Raw genomic sequence first — 14,768 nt, forward strand, 5'->3', positions numbered from 1 at the left:
CCCGGTTTGCGCGGCCTGATCGGCCTTCCGGGCAAAATCCGTCACGCTTGCGTGTTGCATCCCAGCCGCCCCCCTCGTCGTCCGTCCACAGCCACAAGCCGCGTGACCGAACGGCCATGCGGCCTGCCCAGCGCGCCCGTGCGGTTTCTCCTCCAGTTCAGAACGACAATGGCACTCATCGTACATAAATACGGCGGCACTTCGATGGGCTCGGTCGAGCGCATCAAGAACGTCGCGAAACGCGTCGCAAAATGGCATCAGGCCGGGCACCAGATGGTGGTCGTGCCCTCGGCGATGTCCGGCGAAACCAACCGTCTGCTCGGTCTTGCGAAAGAGATTTCGAGCCAGCCGAGCCCGCGCGAGCTCGACATGATCGCGTCGACCGGCGAGCAGGTCAGCGTCGGCCTGCTGTCGATCGCGCTGCAGGAAATCGGCGTCGAGGCCGTGAGCTATGCAGGCTGGCAGGTACCGATCAAGACCGACAACGCGTACACGAAAGCGCGCATTCACTCGATCGACGACGAGCGCGTGAAGGCCGATCTGAACGCAGGCAAGGTCGTGATCATCACGGGTTTCCAGGGCGTCGATCCGGACGGCCACATCACGACGCTGGGCCGGGGCGGCTCGGACACGTCGGCGGTGGCGGTGGCGGCTGCGCTGGGTGCCGAAGAGTGCCTGATCTATACCGACGTCGACGGTGTCTACACGACCGATCCGCGTGTCGTCGAAGAGGCGCGCCGCCTCGATCGCGTGACGTTCGAGGAGATGCTGGAAATGGCCAGCCTCGGCTCGAAGGTCCTGCAGATCCGCTCGGTCGAATTCGCCGGCAAATACCAGGTGAAGACGCGTGTGCTGTCGAGCCTGACCGATCCGCTGATTGCGCTCGACGAAGAAATGCGCTCGGGCACCCTGATTACTTTTGAAGAAGACGAGACCATGGAAAAGGCAGTCATTTCCGGCATCGCGTTTCAGCGCGACGAAGCACGCATTGCGGTGATGGGCGTGCCCGACAAGCCCGGCATCGCATATCAGATCCTCGGCCCGGTAGCCGATGCGAACGTCGACGTCGACATGATCATCCAGAACCAGAGCGTCGAAGGCAAGACCGACTTCACGTTCACGGTCGGCCGCGGCGACTACCAGAAGGCGATGGACATCCTCACCAACCAGGTGCAGGGCCATGTGAGCGCGGAGCGCGTGCAGGGCGACCCGAAGGTGTCGAAGGTGTCGGTCGTCGGCGTCGGCATGCGTTCGCACGTGGGCGTCGCGAGCAAGATGTTCCGCACGCTGTCGGAAGAGGGCATCAACATCCAGATGATCTCGACGTCCGAGATCAAGATTTCGGTGCTGATCGACGAGAAATACATGGAGCTGGCTGTCCGCGCGCTGCACAAGGTATTCGAACTCGACCAGGCATCGTGAATTTTTTCGTGATGCATTGAAGAAAATGCATCATGGAAATTGACCAACGGCTCCAAACCCTATATGATCTTGTTCTCGTCGCACTGCCTCCCTGGTGCGAGCGAAGGTTTGGGAGACGTGGCCGAGAGGTCGAAGGCACTCCCCTGCTAAGGGAGCATCTGGGCCAAAACCTGGATCGAGGGTTCGAATCCCTCCGTCTCCGCCAAAAGCGGTGACAAAGCCCTGCAAGTTCTCGGACTTGCGGGGCTTTTTCTTTTTCGGCCCGTCGTGCGTCGGGCATCGATGCTCGACGGATCTCGTCCTCGGGCGCGCATCGTCGGTACGCTCAATCGAGCGATGAGTTCGACCTGAGCGGCGTCATGCGCTACATATCGCGGATCGTCGGATGCGACTCAAGGCAATGCGCTCGGCAAACCCGCATTCCGTTCCCGTCATTCTGCCTCATCGACCTATCGGCCGGTTGGTCGACAGCCACGCACGTTACGCACACCTGCTCGTGTATCGGCATGCGACGGTCCACGGCTCCCGTACGGCACGATCACTATCGTGCGATGACGAGACCCGTAGGGAACCGCTTGGGTTATCGGCGTTTGCGGCTAGCCGAGTGAAAGAGGCGGTGCGAAGGCACGCGACATCAACGGAAATAAAAATGAAAGTATCTGTGTAAGGAAACGAGGACCAGACAATCGCTGCACCGCCGCCTGTCAGCTCTCTTGTTCCGACCCTTCGACCTGACCGATTGCCATCAAAATGCGGCGCCGCGTCGATTTGCGCAACGCAGCGCATCGAGCACTACAAAAAATTACTCATAAAAATCAGCGAACTACGCCGACACCGAAAAATAACGTTCTGCTGCGCTGCAGAAAACAATCAATCGCCTTATGCTGGTAAACCCGATCGCGTTTGAGCGGCGTCAAGTTTTCCGATGACGCCGCTTTACATTTTGCCAACATTGGCGATTCACGAAATCTACCTGTCGATTTGATTTCGTTCCTTTCGTTGCGCCTTTCCCCGATGCAAGGCGCGACCTCCTCAAGGCCTTGTTGACATGCACGACTTTCCCTTCCTGAGCCTGGCCATCTGGGTTCCGATCCTGTTCGGCGCGGTGCTGCTGCGCGCCGGTTCCGACCAGCATTCGCGCCGGATACGACTGATCGCGCTGGTCGGCGCGATTGCCGGGCTGGCGGCCGTCGTCCCGCTGATTGCCGGCTTCGATGCGCATTCCGCGATGATGCAGTTCGTCGAAAGACGCGACTGGCTGGCGGCATTCAACGCCGGATGGCGGGTCGGCATCGACGGCGCGTCGCTGTGGCTGGTCGTGCTGACCGCATTCACGACGCTCGTCGTGGTGGTGGCGTCGTGGGAATCGGTCACGGTGCGCGTCGCGCAGTACTACGCGTCGTTCCTGATCCTGTCGGGGCTGATGGTCGGCGTGTTCGCCGCGCAGGACGGGCTGCTGTTCTTCATCTTCTTCGAGGCGACGCTGATTCCGCTGTACCTGCTGATCGGCACGTGGGGGCGCGAGCGCCGCGTCTATGCGGCCGTGAAGTTCTTCTTCATCTCGTTCACCGGCTCGCTGTTGCTGCTGATGGCGATGCTGTACCTGTACGCGCAGTCGCATACGTTCGACATGGCCGTGTGGCGCACGCTGCAGCTCGGCTTCGCGCCGCAGTTGCTGGTGTTCCTCGGCTTCTTCGCCGCATTCGCGGTCAAGGTGCCGATGTGGCCGGTCCACACGTGGCTGAGCGACGTGTACACGGACGGCCCGACCGGCGCCGCGCTGATGCTCGCGATGCTCAAGCTCGGCGGTTACGGGTTCCTGCGCTTTGCGCTACCGATCACGCCCGATGCGAGCCACTTCTTCGCGCCGGCCGTGATCGCGCTGTCGCTGTTCGCGATCGTCTATGCGAGCCTGATCGCGCTCGCGCAGACCGATCTCGGCAAGCTGCTCGCGTATTCGACGGTCGCGCACATGGGGATCGTCACGCTCGGGCTGTTCCTGTTCAACCGGATCGGCGTCGAAGGCGCGATCGTGCAGCTCGTGTCGTACGGCTTCGTGGCGGGCGCGATGCTGTTGTGCGTGAACGTGCTCGTCGATCGCACCCGGCAGCGCGAGATCGCCGCGTACGGCGGCGTGGCGGGCGTGATGCCGCGTTTCGCGACCTTCACGCTGCTGTTCGCGATGGCCAACGTCGGCCTGCCGGGCACGTCGGGGTTCGTCGGCGAGTTCATGGTGATCATGGGCGCGATCCGCTTCAACTTCTGGATCGGCGCGATCGCGGCGCTCACGCTGATCCTCAGCGCGTCGTACACGCTATGGATGCTCAAGCGCGTGGTGTTCGGCAAGGTCTCGAGCCAGCGGGTCGCGAAGCTCGCCGACCTGAATCGTCGCGAGATCGTGATGTTCGCGTCGCTCGCGCTGATCGTGCTGGCGGTCGGCATCGATCCGAAGCCGTTCACCGATGCGATCGATCCGACCGTCGGCAAGCTGATCCAGGAGGCGAGCCGTTCGAAAGTGCCGGCAGGGGACGGCCCCGCGCAGGCCCAGCCGTCGTACATGGCATCGACGCACGACTGATCGCGGCGCACCGAGCCGCACCGCTCGAGCGGGCCGCATCGCGCGGCAAGCATCGTTGCGCACGCATCGATCGAGGTCCGGCACGGGGAGTGTCGGGCGCGCTTCCGGCTGCGTGAAATTGCCCCGCGACAATGTGACTCACGGCAGATTTTGCAATGATGATTTGCCGCATGCACAGGTTTTTCATCGCACTCGCGCGACGTATGATTCGGCCAATTTCGTGAATCGAATGCGCATCGGGCATACGCAAACGGATTCAATGACCCTCGGGCGGTGTGATGAAAAGAAGAGCTTCAAGAGGCTGGGCGGCGCTGATGTCAATCGGCGCGGCTTTAAGCCTGTCAGGATGTAATTTAGATGTACTAAATCCGAAAGGAAGCGTCGGCGCCGCCGAAAAGGCGCTGATCGCAACCTCGACGTGGGCGATGCTGATCGTCGTCGTGCCGGTGATCCTGCTCACGCTGTGGTTCGCGTGGCGTTATCGCGCGTCCAATCGCAACGCCACCTACGCGCCGAACTGGTCGCACTCGACCGCGATCGAGGTCGTGATCTGGACGGTGCCGACGCTGATCATCCTGTTCCTCGGCGTGCTCACGTGGAAGACCACGCACGAGCTCGATCCGTACAAGCCGCTCGAATCGGCGGTGAAGCCGATCGACGTCGAGGTGGTCGCGCTCGACTGGAAGTGGCTGTTCATCTATCCGGAACTCGGCATCGCGTCGGTGAACCAGCTCGCGATTCCGGTCGGTACGCCGGTGAACTTCCGCATCACGTCGGATTCGGTGATGAATTCGTTCTTCATCCCGCAGCTCGGCGGCCAGGTCTACGCGATGGCCGGCATGCAGACGCGCCTGCATCTGATCGCCGACGAGCCCGGCAACTACGCGGGCACGTCCGCCAACTTCAGCGGCCGCGGTTTCTCCGACATGAAGTTCCGCACGCTCGCCGAGCCGCGCGAGCAGTTCGATGCCTGGGTGCAGAAGGTGAAGGCGTCCCCGGACCGACTCGACGCGACCATGTACGGCGGCGTGGCGCAGCCGAGCGAGAAGGCGCCGGTGCGCTACTTCTCGTCGGTCGATCCGCGGCTCTTCCACAACATCATCGCGAAATACAACGATGGCCACGTCCTCGACCTGAAGGACGCCGCCTGCGGCACGAAGGGGTAACGCATGTTCGGCAAACTCACACTTTCGGCGATCCCGTTCGATCAGCCCATCATCATGGGGGCCGGCGCCTTCATGGGGCTGGTCGTGCTGGGCATTCTCGCCGCGCTGACGATCACCGGCCGCTGGAAATGGCTGTGGACGGAATGGCTGACCACGGTCGACCACAAGAGACTCGGCGTGATGTACATCATCGTCGCGCTGATCATGCTGCTGCGCGGCTTCGCCGACGCGATCATGATGCGCATGCAGCTCGCGCTCGCGTACAACGCGCCCGGCTACCTGCCGCCGCACCACTATGACCAGATCTTCACGGCACACGGCGTGATCATGATCTTCTTCATGGCGATGGTGTTCATGGTCGGCCTGATGAACCTGGTCGTGCCGCTGCAGATCGGTGCGCGCGACGTCGCGTTCCCGTTCATCAACTCGCTGTCGTTCTGGATGACGGCGGTCAGCGCGATCCTGATCAACCTGTCGCTCGTGATCGGCGAATTCGCGCAGACGGGCTGGCTCGCGTATCCGCCGCTGTCGGAGCTGCAGTTCAGTCCGGGGGTAGGGGTCGACTACTACCTGTGGGCGCTGCAGATTTCCGGCGTCGGCACGCTGCTGACCGGCGTGAACTTCTTCGTGACGATCATCAAGATGCGCGCGCCCGGCATGACGCTGATGAAGATGCCGGTGTTCACGTGGACGGCCCTCTGCACGAACGTGCTGATCATGGCGTCGTTCCCGATCCTGACCGCGACGCTCGCGCTGCTCGGCCTCGATCGTTACCTCGGCATGCACTTCTTCACGAACGACGCCGGCGGCAACGCGATGCTGTATCTGAACCTGATCTGGGCGTGGGGCCATCCGGAGGTGTACATCCTGATCCTGCCGGCGTTCGGGATCTTCTCGGAAGTCATCGCGACGTTCGCGAAGAAGCCGCTGTTCGGCTACAAGACGATGGTGTACGCGACGTGCGCGATCATGGTGCTGTCGTTCCTCGTGTGGCTGCATCACTTCTTCACGATGGGCTCGGGTGCGAACGTGAATGCGTTCTTCGGGATCATGACGATGATCATCGCGATTCCGACCGGCGTGAAGGTGTTCAACTGGCTGTTCACGATGTACCGCGGCCGGATCGAATTCACGACGCCCGTGCTGTGGACGATCGGCTTCATGGTCACGTTCACGCTCGGCGGCATGACCGGCGTGATGATGGCGATTCCCGGCGCGGACTTCGTGCTGCACAACAGCCTGTTCCTGATCGCGCACTTCCACAACGTGATCATCGGCGGCGTGCTGTTCGGCTATCTCGCGGGCTTCAACTACTGGTTCCCGAAGGCGTTCGGCTTCAAGTTGAACGAGAAGCTCGGCAAGGCCGCGTTCTGGTTCTGGCAGGTCGGCTTCTACGTCGCGTTCGTGCCGCTCTACGTGCTCGGCTTCATGGGCATGACGCGCCGCCTGAACCACTACGACAACCCGGCGTGGCATCCGTGGCTGCTGGTCGCCGCGTTCGGCGCCGTGCTGATCGCGATCGGCATCGCGTGCCAGCTGCTGCAACTGGTGGTCAGCATCCGCAACCGCCATCTGCCCGAGTACCGCGACACGACGGGCGACCCGTGGGGCGGCCGTACGCTGGAGTGGGCGACCTCGTCGCCGCCGGCCGACTACAACTTCGCGGTGATCCCGAAGGTGCGCACGCTGGACGCGTATGCGGACATGAAGGGGCGCGGCGAGGGCCGGCCGAACCCGGCGGCGATTCGCGACATCCACATGCCATCGAATACCTGTGCGGGCCTCGTGATCGCGATCTTCAGCCTGGTGCTCGGCTTCGCGCTGGTATGGCACATCTGGTGGATGGCGATCGGCGGGCTCGTCGGAATCATCGCGACGCTCGTGATCTACAGCTCGCGCGATAACGACGGCTATTACATCCCTGCGTCGACGGTGCGCAAGACCGAAGACAAGCAGCCGACGAAGCGCACGGCCGCGCGCGTCGACGACGTGGAACTGGAGGCCAACTGATGTTGCAGAAAACCTTGAGCGCAACCCTGCTCGAGCACGACGACCATCCGCCGTCGCATTCGGTGTTCGGTTTCTGGCTGTACCTGATGACCGACTGCGTGATCTTCGCGGCGCTGTTCGCGACGTTCGCGGTGCTCGGCCACCAGTACGCGGGCGGGCAGACCGCGAAAGAGCTGTTCGACATTCCTGGCGTCGCGGTCGAAACCGCCGCGCTGCTGCTGTCGAGCATCACGTACGGTTTCGCGATGCTTGCGGCGTACAAGCAGCGGCGCGGTGCGCTGCTCGCGTGGCTCGCGGTGACGTTCGTGCTCGGCGCGGCGTTTCTCGCGATGGAGCTGCGCGAGTTCTCGCACCTGATCGCGGAAGGCGCCGGCCCGCAGCGCAGCGCGTTCCTGTCGGCGTTCTTCACGCTGGTCGGCACGCACGGGCTGCACGTGACGGCCGGCCTCTTGTGGATGATCGTGCTGGCCGCGCAGATCGTGTTGCGCGGCGGCGATCTCACCGATCGCGACCTGCGACGCCTGACGTGCCTGAGCCTGTTCTGGCACTTCCTCGACATCGTGTGGATCTGCGTGTTTTCCTTTGTCTATCTCGCGAGCGTGATCTAAATGGCCCATTCGCATTCGTCTCAACTCGAAGAAGGGCACGGCAGTGTCGGCGGCTACGTCGCCGGTTTCATCCTGTCGGTGCTGCTCACGGCCGCGTCGTTCGGCCTCGTGATGGGCGGCGTGCTGTCGCCGCATGCGTCGCTGATCGGGCTGGCCGTGCTCGCGTTCGTGCAGATCATCGTGCACCTCGTGTACTTCCTGCACATGAACGGCTCGTCGGGCCAGCGCTGGAACGTGATGGCGTTCAGCTATACGGTGTTGACCGCGGCGATCCTGATCGTCGGCACGCTGTGGGTGATGCACAACGTCAGCATGAACATGATGTCGCGTTGAGCGGCAGCGTGGCGCGATGCGCCACCCGGGAAAGCGGCACGCGAGTGCCGCTTTTTTTTCGTCCGTCGGGGGAGGGTTTGCGTCGGTGCCGGCGGCGCCTGCCCGCAGGCGAAGGCAGTATGATTCGGCGCGTGGCGCGCATCGCCGAATCGAGTGCAAACCCGGGAAGGGCGCAAAGGGTCTCGGGCGCCGCCGTCGGGTCGCCGATTGTTACAAGACGTTAGCGCGGGCTTCCCGTTGCGATGCCGCGCATCAGTTCTTACAAACTTGAAATATGCGGAGACGGCGCTTGCCGCTATAGTCGAATCACACATGACACAACCAGAAGAGGAATCCATGAAGACTTTGCGTGTTGCCTCGCTCCTGACCGGTATGACAGCCTTGCTCGTGTCGGGCGCAGCAATGGCGGGAGTCAATGTCGGGATCAACGTCGGCGTGCCGGCACCGGTCTACGTCGCGCCCGCGCCCGTGTATGCGCCGCCGCCTCCGCCGGTCGTCTATCAGCCGGCGCCTGTCTATGCACCGGCGCCCGTGTACGCGCCGGCGCCGGCAATCGTGATCGGCTGGCACGGCGACCGCTACTGGGACGGCCGCCGCTACTGGGGCCGCGACGAATGGTATCGCCGCCATGGGCGCGGCTGGGGCGACGATCGCGGCCACTGGGATCACGGCCGCCACAACGGCTGGCGCTGATCGACCGGTCGCGCATGCGTGCCGCGTGCGCGACAGCTGCTCGTGAGGAAACCGCCCGCGTGGCGGTTTTCTTTTGGCTCGACACGTTGAATGGGTAGAATCGCCCACGTTACTCCCCTCATTCGACCGAAGAGCCTCTATGACGAAGGGTTCGCCCCGGGCCGCCGCCGCGCGCGCCTGCCTCGGCGCGCTGCGGGCCGCCGGCCGTGTGGCCGCGGTGCTGATGCTGCACGCGGCGCTGGCCGCGCCGTGCGCGCACGCGGCCTACGCCATTGCGCAGTACGGCGAGCCGAAGTATCCGCCGGGCTTCAAGCATTTCGACTACGTGAACCCCGACGCGCCGAAGGGCGGCACGCTCGTGCTCGCGAACCCGAACCGGATGACGTCGTTCGACAAATTCAATCCGTTCACATTGCGCGGCAACTCCGCACCCGGCATCGACATGCTGTTCGAGAGCCTCGCGACCGGCAGCTCCGACGAACCGGCGTCCGCCTACGGGCTGCTGGCCGACGACATCGACGTCGCACCGGACCGCCGCTCGGTCACGTTCCACCTGAATCCGCGCGCACGCTTCTCGAACGGCGATCGCGTCACGGCCGACGACGTCAAGTTTTCGTTCGACACGCTGAAGAGCAAGCAGGCCGCACCGCAGTTCGGCGCGTATTTCGCGGAGATCGCGAAGGCCGTGGTCGTCGATCCGGCCACCGTGCGGTTCGAGTTCCGCAGCGCGAATCGCGAGTTGCCGCTGATCGCCGGCGGCGTGCCCGTGTTCTCGCGCAAGTGGGGAGTGCGCGCGGACGGCTCGCGCATCCCGTTCGACCAGCTCGCGTTCGAGCAGCCGATCGGCAGCGGCCCGTACCTGATCGAGCGCTACGACAACGGCCGCACGATCACCTACCGGCACAATCCCGCGTACTGGGGCGCCGATCTGCCGGTACGGATCGGCACCAACAACTTCGAGCGGATCGTCTACAAGCTGTACGGCGACGGCGTCGCGCGGCTCGAGGCGTTCAAGGCCGGCGAATATGACGTGCTCGTCGAGTACATCGCGCGCAACTGGACGCGGCGCGACGTCGGCAAGCGCTTCGACAGCGGCGAGCTCGTCAAGCGCGAATTCCGCCAACATAACGGCGCCGGCATGCAGGGCTTCTTCATGAACCTGCGCCGGCCGCTGTTCCGCGACGTGCGCGTGCGCCAGGCGCTCGATCTCGCGTTCGACTTCGAATGGCTGAACCGCCAGCTGTTCTACAGCGCATACACGCGCCTCGATAGTTATTTCGCCGACACCGACCTGCAGGCGACCGGTACGCCGGGCGAGGGCGAGCTGAAGCTGCTGGAGCCGCTGCGCGCGCAGCTCGATCCGGCCGTGTTCGGCCCGATGGTCACGCAGCCGGACACGAATCCGCCAGGCTCGCTGCGCGCGAACCTGCTGAAGGCGCGCGCGCTGCTCGAGCAGGCCGGCTGGACCTATCGCGACGGCGCGCTGCGCAATGCGAAGGGCGAGCCGTTCGCGTTCGAGATCCTCGACGATGCGGGCGGCGCGATGGAAGGCGTCGTGACCGCCTACCGGCGCAACCTCGCGAAGCTCGGCATCGACGTGCGCTTTCGCACGGCGGATTACGCGCTGCTGCAAAAGCGCCTCGATGCGTTCGACTACGACATGACGACGATCCGCCTGCCGGGCGTGCAGGTGCCGGGCACCGAGCAATACTCGCGTTACGCGAGCAAGTTCGCCGACGAGCCGGGCTCCGACAACTTCATCGGGCTGAAATCGCCGGCCGTCGACGCGTTGCTGCATGCGCTCGGCACCGCGCAGACGCGCGAGGAATTGCTCGACGCGACGCACGCGCTCGACCGTGTGCTGATGCACGGCTACTACGCGGTCCCGCAGTGGTACAGCACGACGCACCGCATCGCGTACAAGCGCACGCTGGCCTATCCGCAGACGCTGCCGCTGTACTATTCGGCCGAGGGCTGGGTCGTGTCGACCTGGTGGGCGCAGCCCGATCACTGACCCGCGCCGGCCCTTCGTCCAACCCAGCCACCCGATCACGAGTCGACGCCCTATGTGGAGCTACATCCTCAAACGCCTGCTGCTGATGATCCCGACGCTCGTCGGCGTGCTGACGCTCACGTTCGCGGTGATCCAGTTCGTGCCGGGCGGCCCGGTCGAGCAGGCCGTGCAGGAATTGCGCAAGGGCGCGACGGAGCAGGGCGCGACGCCGTTCGGGATGCGCGCGCACACCGGCGTCGACGCGCAGCAGCTCGCGCAGCTCAAGGCGCTGTACGGTTTCGACAAGCCGCCGCTCGAACGCTACTGGCTGATGCTGAAACGCTTCGCGCGCTTCGATCTCGGCGACAGCTATTTTCGCCACCAGAGCGTGTGGTCGCTGGTCGTGCAGAAGCTGCCCGTGTCGATCAGCATCGGGCTGTGGACGTTCTTCCTCACGTATCTGATCTCGGTGCCGCTCGGCATCGCGAAGGCGGTGCGCAACGGTTCGCCGTTCGACGTCGCGACGAGCCTCGTCGTGCTCGTCGGCTATGCGATTCCGGGCTTCGTGCTCGGCGTGCTGCTGCTCGTGCTGTTCGGCGGCGGCTCGTTCTGGCAGCTCTTTCCGCTGCGCGGCCTCACGTCGGACAACTTCGCGCAACTGTCGCTCGTCGGCAAGGTGCTCGACTACCTGTGGCACATCGCGCTGCCGATCACCGCGTCGGTCGTCGGCAGCTTCGCGGTCGTCACGATGCTCACGAAGAACGCGTTCCTCGACCAGATCCGCCGGCAATACGTGCTGACCGCGCGCGCGAAGGGGCTCTCCGAGCGCAGCGTGCTGTGGAAGCACGTGTTCCGCAATGCGATGCTGCCGCTGATCGTCGGCTTCCCCGCCGCGTTCATCGGCGCGTTCTTCACGGGCAGCCTGCTGATCGAGACGCTGTTTTCGCTCGACGGCCTCGGGCTGCTGTCGTACGAATCGGTCGTGCGGCGCGACTACCCGGTCGTGCTCGGCACGCTGTACCTGTTCACGCTGATCGGGCTCGCGACCAAGCTGATCTCCGATCTTTGCTATGTGTGGGTCGATCCGCGCATTCAATTCGACAACCTGGAGCGCTGACATGAAACGAGCCATTCGCATGCCCGGCGCCAGCGGGCGAGGCGCGCGATGAACCGGGCCGTCGTCTCTTCCCGCATCGACGCCGCACGGGCGCGCGTGTCGCCGTCGCCCGCCCGCCGCGTGTGGCAGCGCTTCAGGCAGCAGCGCCTCGGCTACTGGAGCTTCGTGATCTTCGTCGTGGCCTTTGCCGCGAGCCTCGCGGCGCCGCTGTGGTCGAACGACAAGCCGCTCGTCGTGCGCTACGACGGCCAGACCTATTTCCCGATGTTCCAGGCGTACCCGGAGACGACCTTCGGCGGCGATTTCCCGACGCCGGCCGACTATCTCGATCCGTATGTGCGCAAGCGGCTCGAGGCGCCCGGCAACTTCGTCGTCTATCCGCCGAACCGCTATTACTACGACACGCTGAACTACTTCTCGAACGTGCCGAACCCGGCGCCGCCGTCGCGCGAGAACTGGCTCGGCACCGACGCGCAGGGCCGCGACCTGCTCGCGCGGCTCGTGTACGGGTTCCGCGTGTCGGTCGAATTCGGGCTGATCCTGACCGTGATCGGCACGCTGCTCGGGATCGCCGCGGGCGCCGTGCAAGGCTTCTTCGGCGGGCGTATCGACATCGTCGGGCAGCGGCTGATCGAGATCTGGAGCTCGCTGCCCGAGCTGTACCTGCTGATCATCTTCGCGTCGATCTTCGAGCCGAGCTTCCTGCTGCTGATCGTGCTGCTGTCGCTGTTCGGCTGGATCGGCCTCGCCGACTACGTGCGCGCGGAATTCCTGCGCAACCGCACGCAGGACTACGTGCGCGCGGCCCGTGCGATGGGGCTCACGAACGGGCAGATCATCTGGCGCCACGTGCTGCCGAACAGTCTCACGCCGGTGATCACGTTCCTGCCGTTCCGGATGAGCGGCTCGATCCTCGCGCTGACGAGCCTCGACTTCCTCGGGCTCGGCGTGCCGCCGCCGACGCCGAGCCTCGGCGAACTGCTCGCGCAGGGCAAGGGCAACCTCGACGCATGGTGGATCTCGCTGTCGACGTTCGGCGTGCTGGTCGCGACGCTGCTGCTGCTGACCTTCATGGGCGATGCGCTGCGCAACGCGCTCGACACGCGCATCGCCGATTCGGTGCGCGCCGCGGGAGGCCAGCGATGAGCGACGCGGTCGTATCGAAGGCGGACGAACCGCTGCTGTCGCTCGAGCATCTGCATGTGCGCTTCGGCGACACGGTGGCCGTCGACGACGTGACGCTCGCGATCGGGCGCGGCGAGCGGGTCGCGCTCGTCGGCGAGTCGGGGTCCGGCAAGAGCGTGACCGCGTTGTCGATCCTGCGGTTGCTGCGCGACGCCGAAGTCGGCGGCGCGATCCGCTTCGCGGGGCAGGATCTGGCAAGCAAGAGCGAGCGCGAGATGCGCGGGCTGCGCGGCTCGGACATCGCGATGATCTTCCAGGAGCCGATGACGGCGCTCAACCCGCTGTATACGATCGGCGTGCAGATCGGCGAGACGATCGTGCTGCACGACGGCGTATCGGCCGTGGAGGCGCGCAAGCGCACGATCGCGTTGCTCGCGCGCACCGGCATCGCGGAGCCCGAGAAGCGCGTCGACAGCTACCCGCACCAGTTGTCGGGCGGTCAGCGGCAGCGCGCGATGATCGCGATGGCGCTCGCGTGCCGGCCGCGCCTGCTGCTGGCCGACGAGCCGACCACCGCGCTCGACGTGACGATCCGCGCGCAGATCGTCGACCTGCTGCTGGAGTTGCAGCGCGACGAAGCGGAAAAACGCGGGATGTCGATCCTGCTGATCACGCACGATTTGAATCTCGTGCGGCACTTCGCGCAGCGCGTCGCGGTGATGGAGCACGGCCGGCTCGTCGAGAGCGGGCCCGTCGAGCGGATCTTCGCGGCGCCCGAGCATCCGTATACGCAGCGGCTGCTGAACAGCCGGCCGCAACGCGCGGTCACGCCGGTGATGCCGATCGCGCCCGTCGTGCTCGACGCGCGCCACGTGAGCGTGCAGTTCGCGCGCAAGCGGCCGGGCTTCGCGGGCTGGTTCGGCACGGTGCCGGTGACGGCCGTCGCGGACGTATCGGTGTCGGTGCGGCAGGGCGAAACGCTCGGCATCGTCGGCGAGTCGGGATCGGGGAAGTCGACGCTCGCGATGGCGCTGCTCGGGCTGCAGAAGACGGTCGGCGGCGAGATCGAATTCCAGGGGCGCGCGCTGTCGACCTATCGCGGCCGCGAACAGACCGCGCTGCGCTCGAACATGCAGGTGGTCTTTCAGGATCCGTTCAGTTCGCTTTCGCCGCGTCACACGATCGAGCGGATCGTCGGCGAGGGGCTCGAGCTGCACCGCCCCGACATGACGCCCGACGCGCGCCGCGCGAAGTCGCTCGCGGTGCTGCGCGAAGTCGGCCTCGACCGCACGGTGCTGCACCGGTATCCGCACGAATTCTCGGGCGGCCAGCGCCAGCGGATCGCGATCGCGCGCGCGCTGGTGCTGGAGCCGCGCATCCTGATCCTCGACGAGCCGACTTCCGCGCTCGACGTGTCGATCCAGCAGCAGGTGCTGAAGCTGCTCGCGAATTTGCAACAGAAATACAACCTCGGCTACGTCTTCATCAGCCACGACCTGGAGGTGATCGGTGCGATGGCGCACCGCATCGCGGTGATGCAGGACGGCGCCGTCGTGGAGTCGGGGGAGGTGTCCGACGTGTTCACCAGACCGTCACATCCTTACACACAAAAGCTGTTGAAAGCGGTCTGGAAAGCGTGATAGACGTCCAATGGTCGGACCATCTCGATTGTATTTATTAATTTGTTTTGACAAACGATTACGCGCTGGCTAGTATCGACCGA

Annotated in this window: 11 protein-coding genes and 1 tRNA gene; all 12 read left to right on the plus strand. The window is 64.7% G+C overall.

Features of this window, described 5'->3' with window-relative positions; translation table 11 throughout:
* The first annotated feature begins 168 nt into the window (after positions 1 to 168).
* The 12 genes from HWX09_RS15745 to HWX09_RS15800 all read left to right on the plus strand — a co-directional run bounded on the left by HWX09_RS15745 (position 169) and on the right by HWX09_RS15800 (position 14,685).
* Complete coding sequence (locus HWX09_RS15745) at positions 169 to 1,422, plus strand: aspartate kinase (RefSeq protein WP_027784815.1); 1,254 nt, start codon at positions 169 to 171, stop codon at positions 1,420 to 1,422.
* Positions 1,423 to 1,533: 111 nt separating this feature from the next.
* Positions 1,534 to 1,627 (plus strand) — tRNA-Ser (locus tag HWX09_RS15750).
* A gap of 843 nt (positions 1,628 to 2,470) precedes the next feature.
* Positions 2,471 to 4,000 (plus strand): NADH-quinone oxidoreductase subunit M, encoded by a 1,530-nt coding sequence (locus HWX09_RS15755; protein WP_027784814.1) that lies wholly within the window; start codon positions 2,471 to 2,473, stop codon positions 3,998 to 4,000.
* A gap of 278 nt (positions 4,001 to 4,278) precedes the next feature.
* The gene (gene cyoA, locus HWX09_RS15760; protein ID WP_027784813.1) at positions 4,279 to 5,166 is read left to right on the plus strand and encodes a ubiquinol oxidase subunit II; all 888 of its coding nucleotides are present in this window, start codon (positions 4,279 to 4,281) and stop codon (positions 5,164 to 5,166) included.
* A 3-nt stretch (positions 5,167 to 5,169) separates the two neighbouring features.
* Positions 5,170 to 7,176: a cytochrome o ubiquinol oxidase subunit I gene (cyoB, locus tag HWX09_RS15765; protein ID WP_027784812.1), complete on the plus strand. Its 2,007-nt coding sequence runs from the start codon at positions 5,170 to 5,172 to the stop codon at positions 7,174 to 7,176.
* Positions 7,176 to 7,784 carry a cytochrome o ubiquinol oxidase subunit III gene (gene cyoC, locus HWX09_RS15770; RefSeq protein ID WP_027784811.1) on the plus strand — a complete coding sequence of 203 codons (609 nt, stop codon included), beginning with the start codon at positions 7,176 to 7,178 and terminating at the stop codon, positions 7,782 to 7,784. The genes cyoB and cyoC overlap by 1 nt, the downstream gene beginning before the upstream one ends.
* Complete coding sequence (gene cyoD, locus HWX09_RS15775; protein ID WP_027784810.1) at positions 7,785 to 8,117, plus strand: cytochrome o ubiquinol oxidase subunit IV; 333 nt, start codon at positions 7,785 to 7,787, stop codon at positions 8,115 to 8,117.
* 336 nt (positions 8,118 to 8,453) lie between these two features.
* Positions 8,454 to 8,810 (plus strand): hypothetical protein, encoded by a 357-nt coding sequence (locus HWX09_RS15780; RefSeq protein ID WP_027784809.1) that lies wholly within the window; start codon positions 8,454 to 8,456, stop codon positions 8,808 to 8,810.
* A 139-nt stretch (positions 8,811 to 8,949) separates the two neighbouring features.
* Positions 8,950 to 10,824, plus strand: a complete 1,875-nt coding sequence (locus HWX09_RS15785; protein ID WP_027784808.1) for an extracellular solute-binding protein — start codon at positions 8,950 to 8,952, stop codon at positions 10,822 to 10,824.
* A 52-nt stretch (positions 10,825 to 10,876) separates the two neighbouring features.
* The gene (locus HWX09_RS15790; RefSeq protein WP_006481944.1) at positions 10,877 to 11,920 is read left to right on the plus strand and encodes an ABC transporter permease subunit; all 1,044 of its coding nucleotides are present in this window, start codon (positions 10,877 to 10,879) and stop codon (positions 11,918 to 11,920) included.
* 48 nt (positions 11,921 to 11,968) lie between these two features.
* The gene (locus tag HWX09_RS15795; protein WP_027784807.1) at positions 11,969 to 13,066 is read left to right on the plus strand and encodes an ABC transporter permease; all 1,098 of its coding nucleotides are present in this window, start codon (positions 11,969 to 11,971) and stop codon (positions 13,064 to 13,066) included.
* Positions 13,063 to 14,685, plus strand: coding sequence for a dipeptide ABC transporter ATP-binding protein (locus tag HWX09_RS15800; protein ID WP_027784806.1), 1,623 nt, complete (start codon positions 13,063 to 13,065; stop codon positions 14,683 to 14,685). The genes HWX09_RS15795 and HWX09_RS15800 overlap by 4 nt, the downstream gene beginning before the upstream one ends.
* The last annotated feature ends 83 nt before the right edge of the window (positions 14,686 to 14,768 follow it).

This window comes from Burkholderia sp. BCC1208 (genome assembly GCF_902833095.1).
Classification (GTDB): Bacteria; Pseudomonadota; Gammaproteobacteria; order Burkholderiales; family Burkholderiaceae; genus Burkholderia.

Excerpts from the sequence above, each read along its gene's own strand:
- HWX09_RS15745 (WP_027784815.1), top strand. The coding sequence starts at position 169 with ATGGCACTCATCGTACATAAATACGGCGGCACTTCGATGGGCTCGGTC.
- HWX09_RS15755 (WP_027784814.1), top strand. The coding sequence starts at position 2,471 with ATGCACGACTTTCCCTTCCTGAGCCTGGCCATCTGGGTTCCGATCCTG.
- cyoA (WP_027784813.1), top strand. The coding sequence starts at position 4,279 with ATGAAAAGAAGAGCTTCAAGAGGCTGGGCGGCGCTGATGTCAATCGGC.
- cyoB (WP_027784812.1), top strand. The coding sequence starts at position 5,170 with ATGTTCGGCAAACTCACACTTTCGGCGATCCCGTTCGATCAGCCCATC.
- cyoC (WP_027784811.1), top strand. The coding sequence starts at position 7,176 with ATGTTGCAGAAAACCTTGAGCGCAACCCTGCTCGAGCACGACGACCAT.
- cyoD (WP_027784810.1), top strand. The coding sequence starts at position 7,785 with ATGGCCCATTCGCATTCGTCTCAACTCGAAGAAGGGCACGGCAGTGTC.
- HWX09_RS15780 (WP_027784809.1), top strand. The coding sequence starts at position 8,454 with ATGAAGACTTTGCGTGTTGCCTCGCTCCTGACCGGTATGACAGCCTTG.
- HWX09_RS15785 (WP_027784808.1), top strand. The coding sequence starts at position 8,950 with ATGACGAAGGGTTCGCCCCGGGCCGCCGCCGCGCGCGCCTGCCTCGGC.
- HWX09_RS15790 (WP_006481944.1), top strand. The coding sequence starts at position 10,877 with ATGTGGAGCTACATCCTCAAACGCCTGCTGCTGATGATCCCGACGCTC.
- HWX09_RS15795 (WP_027784807.1), top strand. The coding sequence starts at position 11,969 with ATGAACCGGGCCGTCGTCTCTTCCCGCATCGACGCCGCACGGGCGCGC.
- HWX09_RS15800 (WP_027784806.1), top strand. The coding sequence starts at position 13,063 with ATGAGCGACGCGGTCGTATCGAAGGCGGACGAACCGCTGCTGTCGCTC.